19 protein-coding genes are annotated in these 25818 nt (G+C 44.2%); 6 read left to right on the top strand and 13 right to left on the bottom strand.

Translation table 11 applies throughout. The annotated features are described in order from the left end of the window. The coding region (locus HUJ21_RS14865) for an amidohydrolase family protein (RefSeq protein WP_291371109.1) at positions 1-775 on the top strand (775 nt) is incomplete at its 5' end. Between the two features lie 92 nt (positions 776-867). Here HUJ21_RS14865 and HUJ21_RS14860 read toward each other — a convergent pair. From HUJ21_RS14860 to HUJ21_RS14825, 8 genes are all read right to left on the bottom strand, one after another. Then, entirely contained in the window at positions 868-1914 is a 1047-nt protein-coding gene (locus HUJ21_RS14860; RefSeq protein ID WP_291371107.1) for a ThuA domain-containing protein, read from the bottom strand. Between the two features lie 386 nt (positions 1915-2300). Then, positions 2301-2744 carry an RES family NAD+ phosphorylase gene (locus tag HUJ21_RS14855; RefSeq protein WP_291371105.1) on the bottom strand — a complete coding sequence of 148 codons (444 nt, stop codon included), beginning with the start codon at positions 2742-2744 and terminating at the stop codon, positions 2301-2303. Between the two features lie 3 nt (positions 2745-2747). Continuing rightward, entirely contained in the window at positions 2748-3131 is a 384-nt protein-coding gene (locus HUJ21_RS14850) for an antitoxin Xre/MbcA/ParS toxin-binding domain-containing protein (RefSeq protein WP_291371103.1), read from the bottom strand. Between the two features lie 457 nt (positions 3132-3588). Further along, complete coding sequence (locus tag HUJ21_RS14845) at positions 3589-5562, bottom strand: heparinase II/III family protein (RefSeq protein WP_291371101.1); 1974 nt, start codon at positions 5560-5562, stop codon at positions 3589-3591. Positions 5563-5771: 209 nt separating this feature from the next. Next, a complete protein-coding gene (locus tag HUJ21_RS14840) occupies positions 5772-7025 on the bottom strand; it encodes an ectonucleotide pyrophosphatase/phosphodiesterase (protein ID WP_291371099.1) in 1254 nt (417 codons plus the stop codon). A 298-nt stretch (positions 7026-7323) separates the two neighbouring features. After that, entirely contained in the window at positions 7324-7746 is a 423-nt protein-coding gene (locus tag HUJ21_RS14835; RefSeq protein WP_291371097.1) for a VOC family protein, read from the bottom strand. 86 nt (positions 7747-7832) lie between these two features. Continuing rightward, the gene (locus HUJ21_RS14830; protein ID WP_291371095.1) at positions 7833-9365 is read right to left on the bottom strand and encodes a RagB/SusD family nutrient uptake outer membrane protein; all 1533 of its coding nucleotides are present in this window, start codon (positions 9363-9365) and stop codon (positions 7833-7835) included. 19 nt (positions 9366-9384) lie between these two features. Beyond that, positions 9385-12495, bottom strand: coding sequence for a TonB-dependent receptor (locus HUJ21_RS14825; RefSeq protein WP_291371093.1), 3111 nt, complete (start codon positions 12493-12495; stop codon positions 9385-9387). A 641-nt stretch (positions 12496-13136) separates the two neighbouring features. Here HUJ21_RS14825 and dnaE point away from each other — a divergent pair. The 4 genes from dnaE to HUJ21_RS14805 all read left to right on the top strand — a co-directional run bounded on the left by dnaE (position 13137) and on the right by HUJ21_RS14805 (position 19310). Next, the gene (dnaE, locus tag HUJ21_RS14820) at positions 13137-16097 is read left to right on the top strand and encodes a DNA polymerase III subunit alpha (protein WP_291371091.1); all 2961 of its coding nucleotides are present in this window, start codon (positions 13137-13139) and stop codon (positions 16095-16097) included. Continuing rightward, positions 16094-16579 carry a hypothetical protein gene (locus HUJ21_RS14815; RefSeq protein WP_291371089.1) on the top strand — a complete coding sequence of 162 codons (486 nt, stop codon included), beginning with the start codon at positions 16094-16096 and terminating at the stop codon, positions 16577-16579. The genes dnaE and HUJ21_RS14815 overlap by 4 nt, the downstream gene beginning before the upstream one ends. 285 nt (positions 16580-16864) lie before the next feature. Then, entirely contained in the window at positions 16865-17950 is a 1086-nt protein-coding gene (locus HUJ21_RS14810; protein WP_291371087.1) for a serine hydrolase domain-containing protein, read from the top strand. A gap of 73 nt (positions 17951-18023) precedes the next feature. Continuing rightward, positions 18024-19310 carry an amidohydrolase family protein gene (locus tag HUJ21_RS14805; protein WP_291371085.1) on the top strand — a complete coding sequence of 429 codons (1287 nt, stop codon included), beginning with the start codon at positions 18024-18026 and terminating at the stop codon, positions 19308-19310. Positions 19311-19402: 92 nt separating this feature from the next. Here the strand turns inward: HUJ21_RS14805 and HUJ21_RS14800 are convergent, their stop codons facing one another. Next, positions 19403-20731, bottom strand: a complete 1329-nt coding sequence (locus HUJ21_RS14800) for a Gfo/Idh/MocA family oxidoreductase (protein ID WP_291371084.1) — start codon at positions 20729-20731, stop codon at positions 19403-19405. Positions 20732-21462: 731 nt separating this feature from the next. On the opposite strand from HUJ21_RS14800, the gene HUJ21_RS14795 reads away from it, so the two are divergent. Then, positions 21463-21708 (top strand): hypothetical protein, encoded by a 246-nt coding sequence (locus tag HUJ21_RS14795; protein WP_291371082.1) that lies wholly within the window; start codon positions 21463-21465, stop codon positions 21706-21708. A 57-nt stretch (positions 21709-21765) separates the two neighbouring features. Here the strand turns inward: HUJ21_RS14795 and HUJ21_RS14790 are convergent, their stop codons facing one another. The 4 genes from HUJ21_RS14790 to HUJ21_RS14775 form a co-directional block, all read right to left on the bottom strand. After that, positions 21766-22905 carry a BamA/TamA family outer membrane protein gene (locus HUJ21_RS14790; protein WP_291371080.1) on the bottom strand — a complete coding sequence of 380 codons (1140 nt, stop codon included), beginning with the start codon at positions 22903-22905 and terminating at the stop codon, positions 21766-21768. Between the two features lie 37 nt (positions 22906-22942). Next, a complete protein-coding gene (locus HUJ21_RS14785; protein ID WP_291371078.1) occupies positions 22943-23803 on the bottom strand; it encodes an arylamine N-acetyltransferase in 861 nt (286 codons plus the stop codon). Between the two features lie 148 nt (positions 23804-23951). Next, the gene (locus HUJ21_RS14780) at positions 23952-24962 is read right to left on the bottom strand and encodes a S41 family peptidase (protein ID WP_291371076.1); all 1011 of its coding nucleotides are present in this window, start codon (positions 24960-24962) and stop codon (positions 23952-23954) included. Beyond that, positions 24956-25744 carry a hypothetical protein gene (locus HUJ21_RS14775; RefSeq protein ID WP_291371074.1) on the bottom strand — a complete coding sequence of 263 codons (789 nt, stop codon included), beginning with the start codon at positions 25742-25744 and terminating at the stop codon, positions 24956-24958. The genes HUJ21_RS14780 and HUJ21_RS14775 overlap by 7 nt, the downstream gene beginning before the upstream one ends. Between the last annotated feature and the right edge of the window lie 74 nt (positions 25745-25818).

Raw genomic sequence — 25818 nt, 5'->3', positions numbered from 1 at the left:
TAAAACCCTGGACTATTTGGAAAAATCCATTTCCAGGGGGGCCAAAACGGTAAACGTCTGGAAAAATATTGGAATGGAGTTGAAAAATGAAAAAGAAGAGTTGGTAATGATTACCGATCCTGCGTTTGATTCCATCCTGCAGTTGTTGGTGGAAAAGGATATTACCCTGTTAGGCCATCTTGGGGAACCCAAAAATACCTGGTTGCCGCTAGAGGAAATGACGGTTCAGGGGGATCGGGATTATTTTCGGGAAAACCCCCGATACCACATGTATCAGTTTCCGGATTTACCCTCGTATGAGGAGCAGATTAGCGTCCGGGATCAACTGCTCGCCAATAATCCCGATCTAAGATTTGTCGGGGCGCATTTGGGAAGCCTGGAATACGATGTAAACGAACTGGCAAAAAGACTGGATTCCTTTCCCAACATGGCCGTGGATATGGCAGAAAGGATCTCACACCTGCAACACCAGGCCGTATCCAATTGGGAAGGGGTGCGCGACTTTATCATTACCTACCAGGACCGACTCCTCTATGGAACGGATTTGCGCGTCGGAGCATCGGACTTAACGGCAAAGGGATTGACGGAACCGGAAGAAATTTCAAAACATGCCCATCAGGTTTGGTTAAGGCATTGGCAATTTTTTACCGGGGACCAAGAAATGCAGGTACCAAAAGTTACCGGTACCTTCAACGGATTGAAATTGCCCAAGACAGTGGTGGATAAGATCTACCGGACCAATGCCGAAACCTGGTACCCGGGGCTCCGCCGCTAGTTCCAGATGGTAATAAAGTTTTCAATCCTTGCGAATGCCAATGGAACAACTAAAGAAAGGCTTGATGCAATAGCTGCTGCTACCAATCGGTTTTATTTACCGTCAGTTTTCAGCTTAAATTCCCTGCTGCTTGATGTTTCTGCAGAGGGAAAATCCTGTGGGATAGGAATGGTTACCTTTCCTGTTGCGGCCCATTCCACACCCCTTAAAAAAGAGGTAATAAAACCAACGCTTTCCATGGAGTAATCATCATGTCCCAGTGCCGTGTGAAATATCCGGCCTTTACCGTAGTCAATCACCATTAGCATGGGTTCGTGCCGATCGGTGGGAGCTTTGCCTGAAACATCCTTACCAGTAGCCAGTATGGTCAAATTTTCGGCAGGTCCGCGCAATTGGGCATAGCATTCGTCCTTATTTGTTAACCATACTTCCGGCATTCCATCGGTGATAGCATGATCTTTTACACGAAGTGTAATAGGAAAAACATGACTTGGTCCATGAGCACCACTTTTTCCCGGTGAAGAATCACGTATCAGTTCACCTTCGTTGTTGTAATACACATAAGGTCCATCTTTTTCGGTACGGTCACCCCAGCCACCCAGGCCAATCATTCTGTTGTATTCCAGCCAGTCAGGAAAAGAATTGTTAGCGGCATGCACAGAGACAAAGCCTCCCCCGGATGACATATAATTTTCCAATGCTTTTTGTGTATCCTCCGGCCAATTGGCTGCTTTCCAACCGAAGTTTGAAACTATAACATCATAATTCTTGAATTTTGGGGAGAAATCCGGATCATGTTGTGGGTTTTCCAGGTCTGTTGTCTCTCCAACACCAGCAAGTGAAAGGTACTTCTTTTCCCTTGCTGCTCCCCAGGTAAACCTTGTCCGATAAACATCTACCTGAAAAAGCCCGGTTTCTTCCAGGTACTGCTTCATCATTATGGTAGATTTTGGCCACACCGCATGGTTGTTTTGGCCGTCAATGATTAAAGCTTTTAGTGGTGCATTTGGTTTCAACCCATTCTGCCCCTGGGTTTCTTTGTTTGAACCAGGTTCACCCGGCAAAGCAGATTTGGTGCTGGATTGTGCGGTTAAATTTAAGGAAAGAAAGTAGATTACAACATATTGAAGAAATTTCATGCTATTATATTTTAAATATTAATAATATCGAGGTTTTCGGCAGATTTGAAACTTGCACTAAATGTCTTTACTTTTCTCACCACTATCCATTAGCCTGCCGACTTCCTTGTTACCCACAGGACGAAAACAGCATTCAGGGCATCAAAACTTTTAGTCCCTCTTTGTCCCCAATTTCATTGATCTAAAGATAGAGAATATCGTGAATTTTAAACAGATGTCTGGTTTTTTTCCTTTGAATCTGAATAGTTGAATGGCTATCATTTTCGAGTTTGATCATAACAAGCTGTTGCAATTAATATTCCTACCTGTAAGATTTGCTAAGGAATTTTCCTTCTTTCACTCTAAGATCTCGTATTTGCGGAAATTCAATTGTCCAGCAAATAGGATCAAAGCCTATTGTCAAAATAAAAAGGGAGTACATCAATCAATTTTACCTGATAAAATTCCGGATGAAGGGTATTGATCACATAATTGGACTCATCAGGAATAACCGCAGAAGGAACTTTTAGCAGTAGGGATTTATTTTTCTGAAACCAGGGGGATCCAATTTCCTGGCAAGGTTTATAAAATGAGCTTTGGTTCCAGTCATTCGGTAGGTCGGACAAATTCACCTGTCTGGCCGAAATTTGGTCAGGCACATAGATCACCATGGTTCTAAAGGTACTTTTGGTTTGTCCAATGTTTTGGTGTACCATATTTTCCAAACAGGCCAATGAGCGGCTCCGCGAAGTGTATACGACTTCTTCACCTGCTCTGTTCCACCTTCCCGGAAATCCAGGGGTAAAAATTGTTTGCGAAAATGCTGCTTTTGTAATCCTGAAAAGCTCCATTTATCAGACCACGTATCCATGTGCAATGCGCAATATTGCCTGCATTACCAGTTCAACTCCGGTATTTGATTTCAAGAAATCCAATGGCTTTTTATTGTCAAATGCAAAAGCAGGCGAATGTAACCAATCTCTAAAAACCTTACTGCTTTCAAAAACCTCCGCTCCAAATTCAAACAGCTCGTTTAATTTCAAAAGCAGCTCTCCCTCTAAAGCACCAAAACTCCTGCCTTTATTTCTGTAATTATCTATAGTCCTTGGGTCCAAACCCAATAAAGCGGACAATACCTGCTTTTGTAGTCCTGACTTTTTGAGCAACTCATCAAACAGGTCAATGTGAATCCCCTTATCCACTTGATAAACCACCTGAAAATCGTCTCGTGCCTCCATCAAATCAAATTTTTATTAAAAATAAGTATTTTTTCTTTCGATACAAGAATTTTTGTTGTTTTTTCTTGATCTCGATATTCTAAATGATCGTTTTATAGTTCAACCCGGATTTTGAAATAGGGATTGCAGTATCTGCCCCGTTTTTCTCGTGAATGAAAATAATTACATGAAATCAAGCATGAAGAAATCGTCACACAAAAAGATGATTATCGTGGTGAGATTCCATCCCGACCTACAGTGCGGGACAAGTTATGACCGTTAAAAAAACAAATTATAAAAATGCAAAATCAGGTTATTTGGAGAATGAGGCTTAGGCACCGCTGACTCCTATGATTTTTTCTCATTTTCCGAGGCTTTCCACTTCTTCCCAGAGCAATACACTGGCACCGGCTGTCCATTCAGGGTATTTTTGCTCCAGCTCCTCCACCAATTCCAGATAGATTCCACTGGCATGATTTTAGGGTTTAAGGCCAATTTCAAAAGTATGATCACCTGCCTTGTTGTTGGATTTCCAATTAAAAACCAACCTGTAAATTTCATCACCATGATTTTGTTTTAACCGGTTATCTGCAATCCTTATCGGCTCAATTTTGGCGTACAGATTTTCCTGGTCATAGCGGACTTGGATGGTAAAACCATTTCCTACCAGTTCAACCAGACCCGCTCTGACCACTTTACCGGGTAATCCGGTCATAAAATGAAAAGCTGTCTCCCCGGTGTTCTCCAACAGCTCAAAACTGTCTTCGATCAGAAATCTTTTTTTTCGATCCAAAGTATATGTACGTTCCCATGATTTTACCTTGGCATCATCAGGATAGGCCCCAGCTATGTTTGTCGAATACGTCACCTTACCTTTTGACGGATTGTAGGAAGAATCGGAAGCTTTATACCCCCCACCCGGCCTTTGGCCCAAACCGTTGATAACCGGAAGGTTATGGTAATTGGACTGCATGGTCCAAATGGAATACCGCTCAGGACCAAAAGTCTCCCTGGTATAGGTCCCTACTCCAACATCCATAAATACAGGATTCCCATTATAATATAGCATAAATGAGCCCACATCATTGTGATTGTGCTGTTCTCCGTTACTGCCTCCTTTTGCAGCAAAATAAAAGCCCTTGTCGGTTCCCTCTTCGTCACGGGCAATGACCGCATCCAGGTCAATAAAATAATATTCCGCAATCAGTGGTTCTTTTCCCTGTAAAGATTGCCAACCTTCCACATTAAACAGGTTTTCAAGAGCTTCTCCCAATTTTCCGCTAATAGCAGAAATTTTAAATTCAGACTGATCCATTAAAAAAACTCCGAACCCAACCATGGTTTCATCGTTTATGCGCTGTCCATACCGGTAAATTCTTCCTGGATTGTGCCTGATCCTAAAAGGGGAATCCGCAAAATTGATATAATGTTCTCCATTGCTGATGTAAGCCCTGTAAATGTACCTTCCCATATTCTTAATCAGCTCACGATCAAATAAATCAATGGCACCATCGGTATTCTTATGCAATAAATCCAGATAATCAAACATTTTCCCTCCTGCATGCGCCCAATATCCCGGTCCCTCGCTACAAGAACCATCATCAGGATAGGAATTGATAAATAAATCCACCGACTCCATGGTTTTGTAAATGCCGTCATTCTGCTTGATGGGATCCTCCTCTACCAGTAAAATACAGGTTAAAATGTTGTAATTGACCCAAGGGGTCCAATTGTTCACCCTTCCTTCCCCCCAGCCTGTGATCCACCAAAAGTCGTAACGCTCATAAAAAGGTTCCAAAACTTTTTTGGTTATTTCACTTTTTAGCCGCTTGGAAATGACAGGACTGACTTCGTCAAATGCTTCTTTAAAAAAATGGAAGGTCCAGGCAAGATCCGAAGCCACATCCCCTACTACCAAATCAATAATGGGGTCATCAATATCAGGCAAAACTGTTGTTGGTTTCGCAATTGTCCCATCAAAGCCATACAGGTAAAAATGGGCTGAAGCACCCCAATAGGTTTGTTCACAAAAAGCAAACACACCATTTATAATATCATCCAAAAACCTGCCCTTACCCTCCATGAGTTCTGCAAGAACAAGGGATTGAAGGGCCTTTCTACGTGCATTATTGACTTCGGCATCCTTCGTCCGATCGCCAGACCTTGTAAATTCCAGGTACATGGTTGCCTTTACCAGTGGCCAGTCAAATCCCAGAAACTTTTCTCCTTCCTGAATGGTCCTTACTCTCAAATCATCAGGTAAACGGTCCCATGCCTTGCGGTCGGAATATGCTGGATAACCGGCCCAGGCTTGTCCCCGGTCAGTAGAAGCCGAAACAAATTTACGGCTGTACTCGCTTGTCAGCAGGTTCCGTTGTGCCTGGGCAATGGCTTCAAGAGACAAAAATACCGAGAACAATACTATAAGAAGGATTACAGAACAATTTTTCACTTTCTTGTATTTCTTAGTTGTGATTATATTTGTAAATCCAATATAAGAAAGAATTACAATAGGAATAACTTTCGGGAAAATTGAAATACACCTTCAACCTGATTTGATTACTTTCCGTACCGATAAGATATGGTCAAGAAGTTCCCTTCTTGAAAAGGACACCGAAAAAGCAAGTCGGGAAAATCAGCCATTTAAAGGAGGAATCATTCCTATTTCTCTTTCAAAACAGGCTCCAACACCTCAAAATTTCCATCAATATCCTCCGGTGCGGTCAAACCCAAAATCGAACAAAGTAAGGGATAAACATGAATGTTCTGAAAAGGAGGAATGGTAAAGCCTTTCTTTATCGCCGGGCCATGGGCATAAAAAATTCCATTAAGATCCCGAAATTCCGGGCTGTAGCCATGTTCTCCAAAAACGTCCGTCCCAAACATGGCAGAACGGTTTTGGTAAGTCACCATGCCCTTGGTAGTCGCCAGGTAATAGCCCAGCTCGGGCATGATCAGGAGATCGCCTTTTCGGTTTTTGAATTTTTCAGGATCTTTATAGTACTCCAGGTCCTGTACCTTTACGGCCTTAAAAGGTCCCTCTAGGGCATTAATTTGATGGTACACTTCTTCGATTTCCTCAGTGTTTTCCAGATATACGTGTGCCAGCGCACCGTTATTTACCAACCTCGCATTGATACCTTCTGTAATATGGTCCAGGTTCAATAAGTTTTCCTTCGGGACACTGGTCATTCCATGGTCTGAAACAATGACTATATTAATGTCCAAATCAAAACTTTTTAACCCCTCAAACAAGGCTCCCAATTCATGGTCCAGCCGACCCAGCCTTTCTTGTAATTTTTCATCATTATCGGGGCCATACCGGTGGCCAACTTCATCCATGTCAGAAAAATACAGGGTAATCAGTCTGGGCCGTTCCGCATCCGGCAACTGTAGCCACTCGAAAACCTTGGAAATCCGGGTAAGATTAGGAACACTTGCATCAAATGTATAATAATAACTGGGCCTGATTCCCTTTACGGGAGCTTCGGAGCCCACAAAGAAATAGCTGGCTGCTTTTATCCCATTTTGTTCTGCCAGCATCCAGATAGGCGCACCCCCATACCAATATCCATCCTCTACAATGCTTCTGTTGCCCATGCTGTAAACCTGGTCTTTTTCGGGTTCATAGAAAGAATTGTCCACCAAACCGTGGTTTTCCGGAAGCATGCCAGTAGCAATGGTGTAATGGTTGGGAAAAGTCTTGGTGGGAAAGGAAGGAATCATGGCATCGGCGGCAGTCCCCTCGACGATGAATTGGGTCAGGTTTCTCGGTTTAAACCTATCAGTGTAATCGTACCGGTAGCCGTCAAGGGAAATTAATATCAGATAGGGTTCCTTTTCCTGAGCAAAAAGCCAATTAGTAGAAAATAGCAGCAATAGGCAAATACAGCAGCCGGAAAATAATGGTTTCATGCTTCGTGAAATTCAATCGGCAAGGCATCGGGGTCAGCAATATGTTGGACTTTGTTGATTTTGATCATGGAATCATACCCTTGTCCATCTTCTGAATAATTTGTCTTAACAAATCGTTTTGTTCTCTTTTAAGGGTAAAGTACCTGTTGACCCAGGTAAAAATAAAGTAAATCGCGGTGGCAATTACAGCCAGATAAAATATTCCGTAAGCAATTATGGGGAAAAACATATTGAACAATTTAATGAAGAATAAATTAGCAATGGCAAAATAATGAATTTTTATTTAACTAAAGCCTTTTCATTTGGCAAAAATCTGCTTAGGGTCCTGAAAAGCTTTAAATTCAAGGGCATTGCCACTGGGATCCAGAAAAAAAAGGGTGGCCTGCTCCCCTGTTTCCCCTTTGAATCGGATATAGGGTTCAATAATAAATTTGACTTGATGCTTTTTTAACCTTTCTGCCAGATCATGCCAGTCTTCCCATTTCAAAACCACGCCAAAATGCCGCACAGGCACATTTTGTCCATCCACCTGGTTGGCTTCTGCCAGAGCCAATTCTTTCGGTTTGACATGGGCGGATAGCTGGTGTCCGAAAAAGTTAAAATCTATCCATTTTTCGGTGCTTCTGCCTATTTCACAACCCAGCAAATCCTGGTAGAACGCCCTGGTTTCTTCAATGTCCCTGATCGGAAAAGCAAGATGAAAAGGTTGCATGGCCTGCATATATTTTAAGATTCACAATTATATCAAATTAAAGCAAAAAGCATGAAGACCTGAGGCCTTCATGCTATATTTTTTTCCAATCTCAATCAATATCCCGGATTCTGTACCAGATTAGGGTTGATATCGATTTCAGATTGTGGAAAGGGAAACAAATAATGTTTGGATGGATCAAATTGCCGCTGTATACCAGACCCAGGTTCCACCAGGGTGGGAATGTACTCCTCGGCATACCTCCACCTTTTGATATCCCTGTACCGCATGCCCTCAAAGGCGAATTCCACCCTTCTTTCGTTTCGGATCCGCTCCCGCATTTCATCCTGGGACAAGCCTTCAGGAAGAGATGGCATTTCCACCCCCGGACGGGTTCTGATGGCATTCACCGCATCATAAACTGCCTGAGTAGGCCCATTCAATTCATTGGTGGCTTCGGCAAAATTCAATAGGACCTCTGCATAGCGGATCAAAACCCAATCCTGTTCACTTTTTGTGGAGTAATCAATCGGCAGTGTTTCCACATTTCCTCCTTTGGCTGGCATTAACCCGGTCATAGAAACCCCATTGTAGGCAAATTCCACCACTTCACCTGACTCTTTGACAGCAGGATCATTGAAATCCCGCATCGTCTTACCCAAACGCGGATCCCTGTTTTGTTTCCAGTTATCAGGGTCATACAATGGGGATTCGGAGATGGGCAAACCATCGGTACATTCAAATGCATCTCTTAATTCAGCCCTTGGGTTCCATATGCCATGCCAGAGAATACGGATGTCCTGATTACTGAAATTATCAGGATTCAAATACCTGGTAGAAAACATGATTTCCGGATTATTACTCTGCCCTTCAGTTAAAAACATATTTTGCCAATCTTCTGTATAAAGGCCAAACTGACCGTCTGACATCACCTGGGAGGCCGCTTGTGCAGCAGCAGCCCAATCGGATTCAAACAGGTGTACCCGGCTCTTCAGGGCCATGGCAGAGCCTCTTACAGCATGCCCGCTGGAACTGTAATCAGTATTGGGAAGGCTGGAGATGGCCACATCTAAATCGGCCAACACCTGATCGATCACCTGATCCCTGGAGCTTTGGGCCACCTTTGCTTCTTCAGCAGATACCGTGGAAGTATAAAGCGGCACTCCTCCGTAAAAATCGGCCAGGGTAAAATAGAAGAAAGCACGTAAAAAGAGAACTTCCCCTTTATACCGTGTAATTCTTTCAGCAGGCATATCCACCCTGTCAATGTTCTCCAGGAAATAATTACAGGTAGCTATCCCCTGATAACAATGGTTGTAAACATTGGCGAGAAGCCCTCCTGAAACCGCTTCCATTATACCCATAGCGAAGGTTCCGGTAGAGGCTGCACCCAGGCTCTGCCCTCCTTCATTCGCATCACCTGCCATGATGGCCAGGGAATAGACCCCTTCATGGTTAAAGGTATTGGTATTTAACCGGGAATATACTCCCGCCAGAGCCAGATCAGCATCCTTCTGTGAGGTCCAGAAGGTAGGGCCTGAAATTTGGGTTGTAGGGTTTCTTTCCAGAAAATCCGTACAGGATACTGCCAACAAGACCAGCAACCCTATTAGCATATGGTGAATATATGATACTTTTAAATATTTCATCTTGGTAACTGTTTAATGATTAAAGAGAAACTTTCAGGCCCAAAGTATAACTGGTGATCTGTGGATAAGCCTGAAACCAGTTGGTATTGGCTCTTTCGGGATCTGATCCCGGCCAGTCCGTGATGGTGAATAAATTGTCACCGGACATGTAAACCCTGGAAAACCTAAGCCCTAATTTTTCATTTAAACGATCAGGCAAATTGTATCCTATCGCCAGGTTTTTCAACCTCAGATAAGATGCATCCAGTAACCAATAGGAGTTTCGGGTACCTGTCACAGGAGCATAGCCAGAAATATACATGGCAGGGTGTTCATTGGTAGATCCCTCTCCGGTCCACATGTTTTCGATAAAATCCAAAGGAGGAGGCGAGCCTTGTATGTATGGCACCAGGCCCCATGACAAACCCTGGGTGCTCTGCTTGTAGCCTTCCAGACCTTGAAAAAAGGCATTTAAATCAAAATTCCTCCAGGAGAGGTTGATTGTGCTTCCATAGTGAAACCGGGGATAGGCCCCATCCATTACTACCCTGTCATCAGCATTGATCATATTGTCTCCATTTTGATCCACAAATTTCAAGTCGCCGGGTTTGGGGTTAAATTGGTGCTGGGGACTATTCGCGATTTCTTCCTCATTTTGGAAAATACCGTCCCATTCAACCATAAAATGAGAATTAAAAGGAAGCCCCTCCTGAATGGTGAAATTGCCATAAACCGGGGAAAGGATACGCAATACTTCATTTCTGAAGGTGGAGAAATTGACGCTGACATTATAGGCAAATTCCCCAAATCGTTTCATGGATCCCAATTCCAGCTCGATGCCGGTGTTTCTCATCTTGCCATAATTCACAGTGGGCGGGGAAAGTCCCACACTGGCCGGAATAGGCACATTGTACAGGATATCATCCGTCACCTTATCAAACCAATCGAAGGTAACATTGATCAAGCCCTCTTTTAAGGAAAGATCGAACCCAACGTCAGCCATAGTGGTAGTTTCCCATCTCAAATTGGGATCTACCAGGCGGTTTACAAGTGCCCCGGGATGAGCCGTATTAAATGGATAAGAAGTGGTGGTCAAAACTTCCTGAAAAGGATATAAGCCAACATTCTGGTTGCCCAATTGCCCCCAGGATCCCCTGATTTTAAACTCATCTATCCAGGAATTTAGTTGCAAAAATTGTTCTTGAGAGACCCTCCATCCCGCAGAGACAGAAGGAAATACTCCCCAACGGTTATCCGGAGAAATCCTGGAGGTTCCATCGTAACGGATATTGGCCTCTACCAGGTATTTTTCCTTATAATCGTACATGGCGCGTCCAAACAAGGACATGATGGCCCATTCCTGCAAATATCCCCCGGTGCTTTGGTCCAGCGGTGCTCCCGCATCCAATTCCATCAAGGTATTGGTAGGGAAATGTACCCTGGAACCCCTTAGCTGCCGGTTGGAACTGTATTCCTGATTGTAGCCGGCCAAAATATTGACATTGTGGGTTTCATTGAAAAGCCTTCGGTAATTCAAAGTGGAATAAAAGGTGGTCCATAAACCGGTATTCCAGGTTTCCCTGACGCCCAATTGCCAGGTAGAATTATTGTGGGCATAGGAGCCATCCTTGAAAAAATAATTGTCCACCGGGGTTTCATGGTTTTTCAGTGCCCGGTTGTCATAAGACACGGCTCCTTTGGTATACCAGGTGAGGTGTTCCGTTGGTTTGATCTCCACATAAAACTGAGGCAATACATTGTAATTAATATCCGTTTGAATGCCACTGGCATCCTGCGCATCCGGGTTCCTAACAGTCCATTCGCCTATATTTGAACTGTACCTTGCCACGTAACCAGTAGATCCGTCGGGCAGGGTCATGGTAGGAGTATAATTGGGACCTGCTCCGTAAATGGCCAGAATCTGGTAATCAATGTTTCCATTGTCCCAATTACTTCTTTGTATGTCTTTATTAACCAGTTGAATATCACCACCTACCGTTATCCAATCATTAATTTTTGAATCAACTGTTAACCTTGCATTGTATTTTTTAAATTCATACAGACTGGTCAGACCAGGTTGATCAAAATAACCTAATGATAACCCAATGCTTGTTTTTTCCGTGCCACCACTTACCCGTATCGATTGCATGTTTGCCACCGCGGTATTGAAAGAATGATCTATCCAATCAAAATTGGGATAATTAATGGGATCATTTGGGTTATTTCTGAACGCATCGATCTCCTCCTGGCTGAAATAGGGTACCTGGCCTCCGGCCCTTTGCCTTCCCTGATTCCAGTACATCATGTAATCGGCAGAATTGCTTAGTAACCTGGGTAAGCGGGTAGGCTGATGCACCTGCACATTGCTGTGTATATCAATGGTAAGCGCTCCTTCACTACCCCTCTTGGTAGTAATCAGGATAACTCCATTGGCAGCCCTGGCACCGTAGATAGCACTTGATGCTGCATCTTTCAAAACAGAGACCGATTCCACATCATTGGGATCCAAATTGGTCATGTCACCGGCAATACCATTGATGAGAACAAGTGGTTCACTTCCAGCAGAGCTAAAAGTACCTAAACCCCTGATCCGTAATGAATTATTTTCACTTCCGGGTTTTCCGGAATGGGAAGAAACCTGCAGACCGGCTACTTTACCCTGCAGTAGTCCTGCCACATTGGTCAATGGTCGTTTGATGATTTCATCCGCACCAACCGTAGCCACAGAACCCGTCATATTGGCCTTTTTCTGGGTACCGTAGCCTACCACGACCACTTCGTCCAGGGAAGCCATGTCTTCTTCCAATACTACATTGATGGTACTTTGGTTGCCTACCTGTATGGTCTGGGAAGTAAAACCAATAAAGGAAAACACCAGCTCGGCGTTATCCGGGACGGTTAGGGAATATTTACCATCCAGATTGGTGACAGTTCCTCTATTGGTGCCCGGAACCGTAACGGTAACCCCCGGCAAGGGAACCTCATTGGTGTCGGTGACAGTGCCTGAAACTGCAATGTCCAGATTCACAGCTATTCCCGAAGGAATTGCCACATGGGCACTTAAGCATCCAATAAAAAATAATTGGAGTAGCAACACCAAAGACAGCGTTTTTAACAAGTTATCAAATCGCCTGAATACAGTTGTTTTCATGATTTTTGTGGGTTTAGGTTGATGTTAATTTTTGAAATGCAAACGAATGCCCCAAGGGCTGACTTAAACTGAAAACACCGAAGAAAATACCACAGGCATCCTTCCTTTCAATCGAAAGTCATCTGATTTTTTTGGAACAATAAAGTGGGCAGTGGGAATACGAAGCTGTTGGTCTTTTATAAATCCCAGCTAAATAGGCTTGATCAGCATTGACTTAATTTCGTCCAATCAATATAAAAAATATTTAACACAATGTATAATCAATAATTTAATTAATTATAATGAACTTAAACTATAATACAGAATTAAATATGTTACTTTGTACCTATTAAAAAATAACATATTTAATTATTAATATTATTTTGTTATTTTAAATATAAAATACCAAAAATTATATATTAACCGTTTATAAAAATATTTTTTTTACCTGTTAAAAGCATGTATTGTATATAATTTTTTAATATCAATTGTTTCCTGACTTTGGTTTGAGTCACGGTGTACATATCAATTAATCAGATAGTTTTAATCAACCCACACCGGACCCTCAACATTTCACTTTAAAAAAAAACAGCTTCCTCACTCATAAAAATCTTTTTTAATGTTTATATTATTAACCTAATAATGTTAATTAAATAAACAAAATGCACATCAACTGCCACAGTCATTACAGTTTCAAGTATGGTACCCTCTCCGTGGAAGCCCTTGTAGCGGAGGCCATAAAGCACAAACTCGACGCCCTGGCCCTGACCGACATCAACAGCACTTCCGGGGTCTTCCCCTTTATCCGGGAAGCCCAAAAAAACGGGATCCACCCCGTAGTCGGCATCGACTTCCGCAATGGCGTCAGACAGCAGTACATCGGGCTGGCCCAAAATCAGGAAGGCTTTTATGAGCTGAACCTCCACCTCTCCCATCACCTGGTCCACAAACAACCTTTTTCCGACAGGGCCCCGGCCATGGACCATGCCTTCATCATTTACCCATTTTCAGAAGTGCTTTTTTCCCTTCGTGAAAACGAGTACATCGGGCTGCACCCCTCTCAGCTGAAGCGGCTGCCCTACAGCCCCTGGGCAAAGCACAAAGACCGGCTGGTCCTTTTGCAGCCGGCTACATTTGCCGGCAAAACCGACTTCAACGCCCACCGCCTGCTTCGCTGCATGGATGGCAATACCCTGCTGAGCAAATTACCTCTCTCAGAACAGGGAGACCCATCCGATCGGTTTTACGGCTACGCCGACATGGTGGCCCGCAGCGAGGGCCACAGCTACCTGATCTACAATACCCAAAAACTGCTGGAACAATGCCAGTTTTCCTTCTATTTCCAGGCGGTAAAAAACAAGCGTGATATCCTGGGCTCAGACTGGGATGACTTTGACTACCTGCGGCAGGAAACTTTTAAGGGTGCCCTGTTGCGCTACGGCAGCCTGGACGAAACCAAAGAAAAGCGCATCCTGAAAGAACTGGAAATGATCCAGCAAAAAGGCTTTGTCTCCTACTTCCTGATCAACTATGACATTGTCAACTATGCCCGAAAAAAAAACTTCTTCTATGTGGGCCGTGGCAGCGGAGCCAACAGCATCGTGGCCTACAGCCTGTGCATCACGGACGTGGATCCCATCGAGTTGGACCTGTATTTTGAGCGTTTTATCAACCTGTACCGGGAAAATCCCCCTGACTTTGACCTGGACTTCTCCTGGAAAGACCGGGATGAAATGACCGGCTATATTTTTAAAAAATACAACCGCCCCGAAAGTGAGCATGTCTGCCTGCTGGCCACCTTCAATACCTTCCAGTACAACTCTGTCCTTCGGGAATTGGGAAAAGTCTTTGGTCTGCCCAAATCTGAAATCGAATCGCTGATATACCATGGAGACAAGCTGCAACACAACAACTATAGACCTGATCAGTATGGCAAGCTGATCTACCACTACAGTCAGGTGATCCGGGACATGCCCTCCCACCTCAGTATCCATGCCGGAGGAGTGCTGATCGCCCACAAACCCATCCATTATTATACCGCAACGGAACTACCACCCAAAGGCTTCCCCATTTCCCATTTCGACATGCATGTGGCGGAGGACATAGGCCTGCACAAGTTTGACATCCTCAGCCAAAGAGGCCTGGGGCATATCAAAAGTACCCTGGAAATCATCTACCAAAATCAGGGCAAAGAAGTGGATATCCGCCAGGTAGCCACTTTCAAAGAAGATCCCAAAATCAAACAACACCTGCGTGAGGGACGTACCGTCGGTGCTTTCTATGTGGAATCACCGGCCATGCGCATGCTGCTGGCCAAAATGAAAGCTGACGAATACCTGGAACTGGTGGCCGCCAGTTCCATCATCCGCCCCGGAGTGGCCCGCTCTGGCATGATGCGGGAGTACATCCTGCGGCATGTAAATCCTGCCAGAAGGGAAATGGCCCATCCCGTACTCCGCGACATCATGCCCGAAACCTATGGCATCATGGTGTACCAGGAGGATGTGATCAAGGTGGCCCATTACTTTGCCAGTCTTTCCCTGAGCGAGGCCGATGTGTTGCGGAGGGGCATGAGCGGCAAGTCCCGCTCCAAAGATGAATTCCAACGGGTAAAGGACAGCTTCTTTGCCAACTGCCGGGAAAAGGGCCGTGACCCAAAGGTTACGGGAGAGGTCTGGCACCAGATCGAGAGCTTTGCCGGTTATTCCTTTGCCAAGGGCCATTCCGCTTCCTTTGCCGTAGAAAGCTACCAAAGCCTGTACCTCAAGGCCCATTTTCCCCTGGAATTTATGGTGGGCGTTATCAATAATTTCGGTGGCTTTTACCACACCGAATTCTACATTCATGAACTCCGCATGAACGGTGCCGACATACAGGCCCCGCACATCAATGAAAGCGAAAACCTCAGCTGTATCCGGGGCAAAACCGTGTACCTGGGCTTTGTGCACATGAAGTTCCTGCAAAAAGAAAGTGTGATCAAAATCCTGCAGGAAAGGCAACAGGGAGGGCTGTATACCAGCCTGGTGGACTTTGTCTCCCGGGTAGACATCAGTCTGGAACAATTGCTGATACTGGTGCGGATAGGCTGCTTCCGCTTCACCGGCAAGAGCAAGCAGGAAACCCTCTGGGAGGCCCATTTTATCCTGCACCGCAAAAAGACTCCTGCGGGCGGTAGCCAGCGGCTGTTTGCACAAGTCGGATTCCGGGAACTACAGCCACCTGTGCTGGAAGCTGCCGATATAAGGCAGGAGATCATCGACCAGCTGGAGATCCTGGAATTCCCCCTGGACTCCCCTTTTCTATTGGTAAAGGAACAGCAGGTCCGTGGCATTGCAGCCAGAGAAATGGCGCAATTTCTGGGCAGACGGGTGCAGCTGGTCGGTTACCTGGTCACCGTCAAATACACCCGGACGGTAAAGGGGGAAGTGATGAATTTTGGCACCTTTATCGACCGCGAGGGCCACTGGATCGATACGGTGCATTTCCCCCCGGTAGTGAAAAAGACACCCTTCAAGGGCCGCGGCATCTACCTGATCAAGGGAAAGGTCACCGAGGAATTCGGCTTCTACAGTCTGGAAGTCAGCAGCTGTGAGCGGATGGCCTACTGGAATGCGGATGATTGACCGTTCAATTTGTTTTTGCAACGGACACCTTGTTTCATACCTATGACCTGAGCCAACAGGGGAATGGTTTGTCCATAGAAGGCATTCCCTTTGATAAGTTTATCCTCAATCCCGGATATCCAATTGGGGGAAGAAAAGATTATGATACCCCAAAACCAATGGCCGGGGTAGTGGAAGGCTTTTTCAGCATCCATAATAAAGGGCTGATGCTTTATCGCTCCGGTATTTCTCTTGAAGAATTCCCTACCCCTGGCACAGTTACCCGGGAGGAAAGAACGGAAATCATTTCCCAATTAAATCCCTTGAAATTTCTGGTAAGAGAAACAGAAGGAGGATATAGCAAAGTTGGTCACTGCCCCCCTCTTTTCACCCCTACCCATGTGGATGAAAAAAACCGTTTGTGGGCCAGGCAAAACGTTAACCTATTAGATCAGGAGCCTGAATTTTTTACCATTTATCAGGTGGCGTTGGTCGCCCAATAGAACCATTACCTGGCAGTATATTGGACAATGATTGATTGTTGAGGTTGAAATCTAAATTCTAAAATCGGGATTCAATCCTATCCCTTATTTAACTATTCTCAAATATTGCGAACTGACAAGTCCGCTTCGGTAACTCTTGCTCCTGCAACCACTACCAAACCAATGTTGCCTTACCTTTCACCCGGAATTTATATCACCTCCCTGTCCAGCTGACTTGATGTCTTTGTTACATGATATCAATTCCACAAAGAGTCCTTACTTTTATGGGAACCATTTGAGTTTGATATGAAATATTATCCATTCTTTTTCATTTTTTCAGTCATTGCTTTTTGTAGCTGCCAAGAGGCACCATCACCGGAACCTATTCCCGCTGCTGACCTTTATTTTCCGCCTCTCCAATCGGGAAATTGGGAAACTACCAGTTTGGGATTGGAGGAAGAAAAGTTAGAGGAGCTGGAGCAATTGCTCGCCCAAAAAGGCACCAGGGCTTTCATCATTCTTAGGGATGGAAAGATTGCTCTGGAGTACTACTTTGGCAATAGACTGGCCGGTAATCAGCCCTTTCAGGAAAACTCAGCCTGGTACTGGGCTTCGGCGGGAAAAACACTTACCGCTACTTTGGCGGGCATAGCACAAGCGGACGGAAAACTATCCCTGGATCAGTCCACCAGCGAAATCCTTGGGCCTGGATGGAGCAGCCTGCCGGCGGAAAAAGAAAACCTCATCCAGGTCCGCCACCACCTGAGTATGACCACCGGACTGGATGACGGTATAAGCAACTCCGATGATTATGCTCCTGAAAACCTGCAGTACCTGACAGATCCCGGGCAAAGGTGGGCTTACCACAATGCTCCGTATACCCTGTTGGACCCCATCCTTGAACAGGCTACCGGATTGGGTTTATCGGAGTATTTTCAACAAAAAATAGGTGCTAAAATAGGCATGACTGGTTTTTGGCAGGAAATAGGGTATAACAAGGTCTTTTTCAGCGATGCACGCTCCATGGCCCGGTTTGGCCTGATGATACTGGCAAAGGGAATGTGGGGAAGCGAGGAAATCATCAGCGATAAGGCCTACCTTCAAGCCATGCTGGCACCGTCTCAGGAACTGAATGAAAGCTACGGCTACCTTTGGTGGCTCAACGGGATGGATAGTTTTATGGTCCCCGGGATTCAATCTCCTTTTCTGGGAAGTTTTATCCCCAATGGTCCAACTGACATGGTTTGTGGAATGGGCAGGGATGGTCAATATGTGTGTGTTGTGCCTTCCCAAAACCTGGTTTTGGTCCGCATGGGAGAAAACCCTGAACAAAGCCTTATCGCTTTCCGGTTTTTAGACACCATCTGGGAGACAATCAATAATACTCCTTAAAGTTTATCAGGCAGATAATTTGGCCAGCATTACACCCAATGGATAAGTCCAAAAAATTGACTAACTTTTAATCATGAAAATTTATCCCTTAATCGGCCTTTCACTTTTATGCCTCCTTGCCTGCAAAAATGATATACAGGAGGAAGCCGCCTTCACTGCCTTTTCAGGTGCCAAGATCATCGATGGCAGCGGTGCTACCCCAATCGAAGATGGGATTCTTTTGGTTCAGGAGGATCAAATTATAGCCATCGGGTCCAGGGAAGAAGTAGAAATTCCTGAGCATTCCCATGTGATTGATCTTACGGGCAAAACCATTATCCCTGGACTGATCAATGGCCATGGTCATGTGGGGGATGTAAAGGGTATATCTGGAGGCCATTATTCCGCTGAAAACCTTGCTGAAAATTTATCCATATATGCAACCTACGGCATCACAACTGTCGTCAGCCTCGGCGGGGATCAGGAAGAGGCGGTTTCTTTCCGACACCTCAATGATAAAAACCCCCAGAATAGGTCAAGGTTATTTATCGCAGGCGCAGTCATCACGGGAGATACGCCGGCCGAAGCCGAAAAAATGATTGAAGAAAATCACGAAATGGGGGTAGATTTCATGAAGATTCGGGTGGATGACAATCTGGGTAATGCCACAAAAATGTCTGAAGAAGTGTACCGGGCGGTGATCGGCAGGTCCCATGAACTTGGATACAAAATCGCCACCCATTCCTATTATCTGGAAGACAGCAGAAAGTTATTGGAAGCCGGATCGGATCTGCTGGCACACAGTGTAAGGGACTTACCCGTGGACGATTCCTTCATCCAGTTGATCAGGGAAAAAAATATCGGGTACTGCCCCACCCTTACACGCGAACTCTCCACTTATGTCTATGAAGATACGGCTGCCTTTTTTTCGGATCCCTTTTTTCAAAAAGTTTATCTTATGGAAACCATTCAACCCCTTCTGGATCCGGAAAGGCAGGCGAGTGTAGCGGCTAACAGCAATGGACAGACCTATAAAAAACAATTGCCGACAGCCTATGCCAACCTGAAAACATTGAGCGACGCCGGTGTGCCCATTGTGTTTGGAACAGACAGCGGTGTACCCACCCGATTTATGGGATACTTTGAACACCTGGAAATGGAAATGATGGCCGATGCGGGCATGTCTCCCATGGAAATCCTTGTTGCTGCCACCAAAAATGTAGCCGAATATCTGGAATTGGAAGGTTTGGGAACTTTGTCAGCGGGCCATTTTGCTGATTTTATCATTTTGGATGCCAATCCTCTTGAAGATATCCGGAACACCCGGGAAATCAACGAAATATATATTGGAGGAAACAAAGTGGTGGAAATGGATAAATGATGGAATTGATTTTTTTTTTAACAATTGCCAAATAGCTGCAATTCTCAGCCTGAAAAAAAAGCGGGACATTTAAATCCCGCTTAATGATTAAATTAAAGGCGATAACCTGGCCTGTAAGCCCTGTGAAGGTGTTTTTCTGCCTCCGGATCATTCACAAACTGTTCCTTCGCCGGATTCCACTTTAATGGCCTGCCCAGTTCATAGGCAATATTTCCCAGGTTACAGGTAACACAGGTGCTATGACCGATCTCCACCGGGGCAATGGGATCTTTTCTCCTTTTGACAGATTCCATAAAATCGATGTGGTGGGCCCTGCCGCCGCCGCCCTGCAGGCTTTCTCCCTCATCCAGAACCTGATATAGAGAAGGATCTGATGCTTCATAGTGAGAGCGGGAAACTTCTATCCAACCGTCTTTTCCAAAAAACTTGCAGCCCCTGCTTTCCTTGTCATCAAAAGGCTGTTCGGTGACGGTCACCCCATTGGCATATTTAAAAGTCAGGTATTCTGTATCCTGGTATCCCGCAGGAATAATTTCAATTGGCCCGCTTCTGTCCATTCCTATAGCCCATTGAGCAATGTCAAACATATGGGCTCCCCAATCTGTGGTCAGTCCACCCCCGGTTTCTTTGTACCAACGCCATCCTCCCCAGATTTTTTCATTTTCGGGAGGATTCAGGGAAATCGGAGGATTGAGTTCATTATTAAAATGAATGGAAGCATTCAAAGGTCCCAACCAAAGATCCCAGTTCAGCCCTTCCGGAACCTCCTCTTTTGGCAAATCAAAGGGCTTGGGAGGCCCTCCAACACAGGCATAAACCTTGCTTATCTGGCCAATTCTTCCTTTTTGAACCATCCGGACAGCCTGCTGAAAATTAGCGTAGGACCTTTGCATGCTCCCCGTTGCCAAAACGATGTTATTTTCCCGAACAGCCTTGACCAATTCCTGCCCTTCCTTAATGGTAAAAGTGAGTGGTTTTTCCAGGTAAATATCCTTTCCTGCTTTGCAGGCATCAATGGCCATCAAGGCATGCCAGTGATCAGGTGTGGCTATGACCAAAGCGTCTACATCTTTTCTGGACAATAGGTCATGGTAATTTTCATAAACCTCCACTTTTATTTCCCGCTTGTTTTCCTTGTAATAGGCTTGAGTTTTATTCAGAAACCGCTGCCTTTTGGCTGCATATACATCACATCCTGCTACTACATCCACATTGGGAAGGGATATAAAACTGTTTAACAACCCATTGCCCTGTCTCCCAAGCCCAATAAAGCCCAAACGAAAAGTTTCATCCCTAATTATTTCATTTTGTCCTGCCTTACCTACGCTGACATGTGGCAACACTCCCATTCCTGCTGCACCAAGCAGACCGGTTCCCATAAATTTTCTGCGAGATAGCAGGCTCTTTCTTTCCTTATTCATTGTTTACAGGTTTATTGTTTGATTGCATAAAATTAATAGATAAAATTAAAACCCACTTATAAAACCCAACAAATGGATGTTTCAGGTTTCCAGTTAAATACGGTAAAACGGACATCCCGGGCCATCCCTTCCGTCAGTTCTGCACTGATTTAACCATCTTCTCCTTTCTTTAACGGGTTTTAAGGGCTTGAAAGGCGCTCAACCTGAGCATCAAATTTCCTAATATACTGTTGGGCTCCTGCCATGGATCTCAGTGGCTCACCTATGCTTCCGGAAGCAGTATCATCCCCGGCTAATGACTCATGTATGTCTGTTGCCCAAATTGGAAATGAAAAAAATGAGCAACAAAAAACAATGAGAATCAAACGAGAAATTGGCATAAAATTGTTTTAACAACATTCGATAAAATAAATCTATACATATTACTCCCTACAGCCAAATATTTAAAGTGGAATTTCCAGATGAAAAAAAATCAATAAAAAAGGATTTTTCAACCTATATGTCTGATGAAGCGCATCTTTCTTGCTGGTGATCACGAAATACAAAAATAATACAACAAAATACTATTTTATATTTACAAAAATTTTATCTAAAAAACAAGTTATTTTTACTTAAATATGTAATAAAGTTTTATTAATTTTGAATTATAATATATTTCTTCTGATTGAAAGAAGCAATTAAGTTAAACTAAATCTATTGGTAAAAGCCTTTTTTTTTAAAATTAACAGATCATGGAAACTTACACCTTTTTGTTTGTGGCATTAGGCATCAGCTTGGGACTTCTCTACACTATTAAGGCCATCAGAGATGCTAAAGATGACCCTGAAACTTTCGAAGATTTCAAAAAAGAAGGCAAATACCGAAAACCCGCAAACTGGAAGGTGGGACAAATGCCGGAAGATATCAAAAAAAAAAGCAGGATGAGCAATCCTCGGATAGATTACAAGCTTGACTATCACATGATTAGTCAAAATTGATTTGAAACAATCCTGAAAGCAGTTCCTTTGCGCACTGCAATTTTTTTTAAATTATTTTTAAAACGCTTCTCCGATAAAGAAGTAAAAACCAGTGCCTTCCTGAGTAAAAGCCACATCTAACCGGGTATAAATATCTTTTTTAGGAAAAATCAAAAAACGAAGCCCGCCTCCGGCAGACCATACCATTTTATTCCAATCAAAAGCTGCCAAGCTGGGAAATACCTGTCCTGCTCCGGCAAAGACTGCCCCACCCAGTCTATCGGTAAAGCCAAGCGGGAAGGGTAAGAACCGCATCTCAATTTGTCCCGCCAATTGGTTTTGGTCCCTATACCTACCGGTATAATAGCCCCGCATTAAACTCTCCCCACCCATAAGGGACAATTGATTAAAAGGAACCTCCCCCGAATTGAATTGGCCAAACAATTGCGCCGCCAATACATTATTCTCCCCAACCGGCTGGTAATACCGGGTATCGGAAAGCAAAGTGGTGAAGTTAAATGAACTGCTCCAGAAGGGATTGTACCGCATCAATGCCAATTCCGAAAACAAACCATCCCTCACGTTCAAGACATTGTGACGGTCATCATAAACCAAACCTAGCCCAAGTCCCAGGTTTGAACTTCCCTGATACCCAAATGGCAGCTCATATGAAGGGTTTGACTCCGCGGGCAAAAATTTCACCTGGCTAAGTTTTTGCCAATCCATTTCCAATCCAAAAAACAAGTTGCCTTTGATTTTTCTCAATACCCTTTCCTTGATCAAAATCTGGTTGGCATCAACTCTTGCCAGGTAATCGGCCGAACTGCTATTTCCGATTCCGTAATACAAGAGAGGAAAACTTTGCAGCCTGATACGACCTAAAAAAAACCAACGGTCACCTGGAGAATAGTTGGCATGATCAAACCATAAACCATACTGATTTTCAAGGGTAAAAAACGTAAAGCCATTGATCTCACTCAACCTGTTGACTGTGTCTCTTTCAGCGTAGTATACATACAGGGTGCTGAAGCCTATCTCCCAACTGGTTTCGGGGGAATAGGCCAGGGTAGGGTACATCAGGAATTGCGGCTTGGAAATATCGCTGGTATCGTTGACAATGGAGTTGAGATAACGTTTAACGAATCCCTGGGAATTAGCTTCCATTACCGAACAAAGTACCAAAAGCAAAAGGAACGAAACCCTTAAATAATTTTTCATAAATAGTAAACTCCTTCAAAAAGACCGGAAAAATGGATCAGGCTTCGGTTACAACTTTTTTTAACTTTTCCATCATCCCTTCATGGTCCGGCAGCTGGATCAGAAAAACTTCCTCCAACAGTGCTTTATACTCCCTGATGTCCGTTAAGGTTTGCTTTATACTTGCTTCATTTTTACGATGAGTGGTGAATTGATTGTTAAACAAAGCATATCTCCCCCATGGCATGCAGCGAGCTGCCATTAATGAAGTAACAAACATGGATGCGGGATGATGGCCAAGATACCAATTGACCACCTCATAATCCGGGAGTAATTGTGGTTCCAGGCTGAAACGGTAAAGTAGCCTCCATTCCTCCCGGATCATTATTTCCAAATAGAAAAAATCATCTACTTTATTGATCCTGTATTTTTCGTGGGGAGTGAGCTGTTCCTCCATCTGATCCAAGGACAAAGGAGCTGTAAATGATGATCCGCCAAAACCCACATCCGCAATATATTTCCTGCCACCTACCTGCACCAGCAACAACATGTGATCCCTGGGTTTCACCTCTCCTTCCGGCACTTCCCAGAAAACCCTGGCAGAAAGCCCTCTTACCAAAAACCCCATGGTTTTCAATACATGGCCAAACAAAATATTCTGTTCAAAACAATAGCCTCCCCTTCCTTCCAAAACCATTTTCTTTATCAGATCAGACAATTGTAACTGCACTGGAATACCCAAAAACGGGTTGAGATTTTCAAAGGGAATTGCCTGAGGATGCAGGTAATGCAGCAGTTCCAGCGTGGAATAGGTAGCCTCCTTTTCTCCGGAATAACCTACCCGGTTAAAATAAGCCTGCAGCGTTTTATCCTCTAAATGTTCATTAAAAAGTGACAGGTCAACTTGATTCGCAAACATCCTTTTTCTGTTTATTTTTAAAATAAAAATAAGGTTTCCAAATCATTTGAATCAAATACCAACAATCTCGAAAACCCAATACTGATTTATAAGTGGTACAAGATAAGCAAACTTGTAATTTTTTCCAGTTTGAATAAGGGGCAAAATTTCAATTATTGCTGCGAATTACGGCAATAGCCGTAGCTATCAGATTATCTTCCCCTCTGCTCACGGCCAATTCAGATAGGTCAACCCTTAGGTCTGCCAGGACTCCGTCCTCCAATTGTCTATCCTCAAGATCAATGGTTTGGGTAGCTGAAAACCGATAGGTCCAGCCATTGGTCAATTCTCCGAAGACAGGGGTGCCTCCTCCCCCTCCGGTTTGGTCTCCCAGTGTAATGGCATTGGGAAGCACCTTCATCATCTGTGCAAAAAAAGTGGTGGCACTGTAAGACCTGCGGTTTGTCAATACCACCACCGGTCCAAGATAGGTCCCATCTTCCCGGGGGCTGATTTTCATGTCTTCCCAGGAGCCAAAATCACCTGTTCCAGGTCCCGATTTAATCCTCTGTCTGGCGTACACCATTTCTTCTTCTGCAAAAGCCGAAGCCAAAAGGGATGCATTGCTTAAATTACCCCCTCCGTTATTTCTTACATCAATGATCACCCCCCGGCTTCTTCTGGCTCTTTCCACCACAATCTGGAGATTGGATTCGGAAATACTTTGGGCAAAAGACCGGTAATTGACATATAAAATATCATCCAGCATTTGGTGCTGTAATGGACCACTTATCCAGTAATCCTTTCCCAGATAGGACTCCTCTATCAGATTTTCATCATAGTTGACCGGAAATTCCTGATACCATTCCCAGTTCCTGCTTCGGTTAAACCCAGTACTCAGGTTGACATGCCCATCCCTGAGTTCAAACAACATGTCAGCTAAAAGTTCATACAGCTCTAGCTGGCCCATTTCCGCATTGACTTCCGGCCTGTACTCCTCCCGGATCTGCTCCCAGTCCAGATTTTTATGATCAAAGAATGAATACCTTGCATACACATCCTCCCACAATTGGTCAAACACCTCCACAGCCCCCGACCCAGGATCTTGGGGCATGACCCATTGCTCACAGGAGGAAAAAACAATAAGAAAAAGAAAAAACAACCTGATTCGCTTTACCATAATTTAACCTTTAAAACCAACAACAAAGCATTCCCAAAGCTTGCTACAGGCTGGCTCCCTTGCAGGCCTGAAACATCCAACCTGTAGTTTACGCCAAGCTTATTTTCCGAAGGAAGTTCCCAATAAAAAGACGAAGTCAACCCAAAGTTCCAGTCTTTCCCAATAATAAAAGGCTCCATGCTCTCAAAAAAATTACCAATGGTAGTATTTTCCCCGGAATAACCATCGGGGTTGGCACCAATATACCCGGATTTGACTTGAAACCCCACAACCTGCAGGTGGGACAAGGTATGCCATTCGAAATGCTGCCCCTTCCATTGGAGAGGCATGATGTACCGTACTGATGGACCTAAGGATGTAAAGTAATCGTATCGCAGGCTATAATTTGAAAAACCATTGTGACTTCTGATGTTGAAAAGATTCTGGTTGGACCATCCCCAATGGAGGTTTTTCTCCCCAGTTTTTCTTTTATGGTAATAGGTATAGGTCAAAAATCCAATGGTCATTGCATTCATAGAATTGCCTATCCTGTTTTCCAAAGGTCCATAGGCAAAATCAAATTGAAATAACTCGGTTTTTTGTGGTTTGTGTAGCTGAAAGATGGCGGTGCTCATGCTTCGAATACCGGAGTATTTCTGGGGCGAAAAACCCTGATCCCTGCTCGTAAAATCTTGTATTCCGGTAGACAAAAACAGGGAACCAGAGGATTGCGAATAAGCTTGCATGGAAACGAAGCTACTTAAAAAGCAAACTGCAGCAAGCCATTGTATTTTATTCAACATTTTAGCAAAAGTCATTCAAAACCAAAAGCAAGTTCAAGTGAGATCAAATTACGCTATTTTTTCATCAAACCTTA

It is taken from the genome of Cyclobacterium sp. (assembly GCF_014762705.1).
Taxonomy (GTDB): Bacteria; Bacteroidota; Bacteroidia; order Cytophagales; family Cyclobacteriaceae; genus Cyclobacterium.
Note: the sequence above shows the minus strand (reverse complement) of the source record. Positions and strands in the feature narration are given on the sequence as shown.

Coding starts and splice junctions, on each gene's coding strand:
- HUJ21_RS14860 (WP_291371107.1), bottom strand. CDS start 1,914: ATGAAATTTCTTCAATATGTTGTAATCTACTTTCTTTCCTTAAATTTA.
- HUJ21_RS14855 (WP_291371105.1), bottom strand. CDS start 2,744: ATGGAGCTTTTCAGGATTACAAAAGCAGCATTTTCGCAAACAATTTTT.
- HUJ21_RS14850 (WP_291371103.1), bottom strand. CDS start 3,131: ATGGAGGCACGAGACGATTTTCAGGTGGTTTATCAAGTGGATAAGGGG.
- HUJ21_RS14840 (WP_291371099.1), bottom strand. CDS start 7,025: ATGAAACCATTATTTTCCGGCTGCTGTATTTGCCTATTGCTGCTATTT.
- HUJ21_RS14835 (WP_291371097.1), bottom strand. CDS start 7,746: ATGCAGGCCATGCAACCTTTTCATCTTGCTTTTCCGATCAGGGACATT.
- HUJ21_RS14830 (WP_291371095.1), bottom strand. CDS start 9,365: ATGAAATATTTAAAAGTATCATATATTCACCATATGCTAATAGGGTTG.
- HUJ21_RS14825 (WP_291371093.1), bottom strand. CDS start 12,495: ATGAAAACAACTGTATTCAGGCGATTTGATAACTTGTTAAAAACGCTG.
- dnaE (WP_291371091.1), top strand. CDS start 13,137: ATGCACATCAACTGCCACAGTCATTACAGTTTCAAGTATGGTACCCTC.
- HUJ21_RS14810 (WP_291371087.1), top strand. CDS start 16,865: ATGAAATATTATCCATTCTTTTTCATTTTTTCAGTCATTGCTTTTTGT.
- HUJ21_RS14805 (WP_291371085.1), top strand. CDS start 18,024: ATGAAAATTTATCCCTTAATCGGCCTTTCACTTTTATGCCTCCTTGCC.
- HUJ21_RS14800 (WP_291371084.1), bottom strand. CDS start 20,731: ATGAATAAGGAAAGAAAGAGCCTGCTATCTCGCAGAAAATTTATGGGA.
- HUJ21_RS14795 (WP_291371082.1), top strand. CDS start 21,463: ATGGAAACTTACACCTTTTTGTTTGTGGCATTAGGCATCAGCTTGGGA.
- HUJ21_RS14790 (WP_291371080.1), bottom strand. CDS start 22,905: ATGAAAAATTATTTAAGGGTTTCGTTCCTTTTGCTTTTGGTACTTTGT.
- HUJ21_RS14785 (WP_291371078.1), bottom strand. CDS start 23,803: ATGTTTGCGAATCAAGTTGACCTGTCACTTTTTAATGAACATTTAGAG.
- HUJ21_RS14780 (WP_291371076.1), bottom strand. CDS start 24,962: ATGGTAAAGCGAATCAGGTTGTTTTTTCTTTTTCTTATTGTTTTTTCC.
- HUJ21_RS14775 (WP_291371074.1), bottom strand. CDS start 25,744: ATGTTGAATAAAATACAATGGCTTGCTGCAGTTTGCTTTTTAAGTAGC.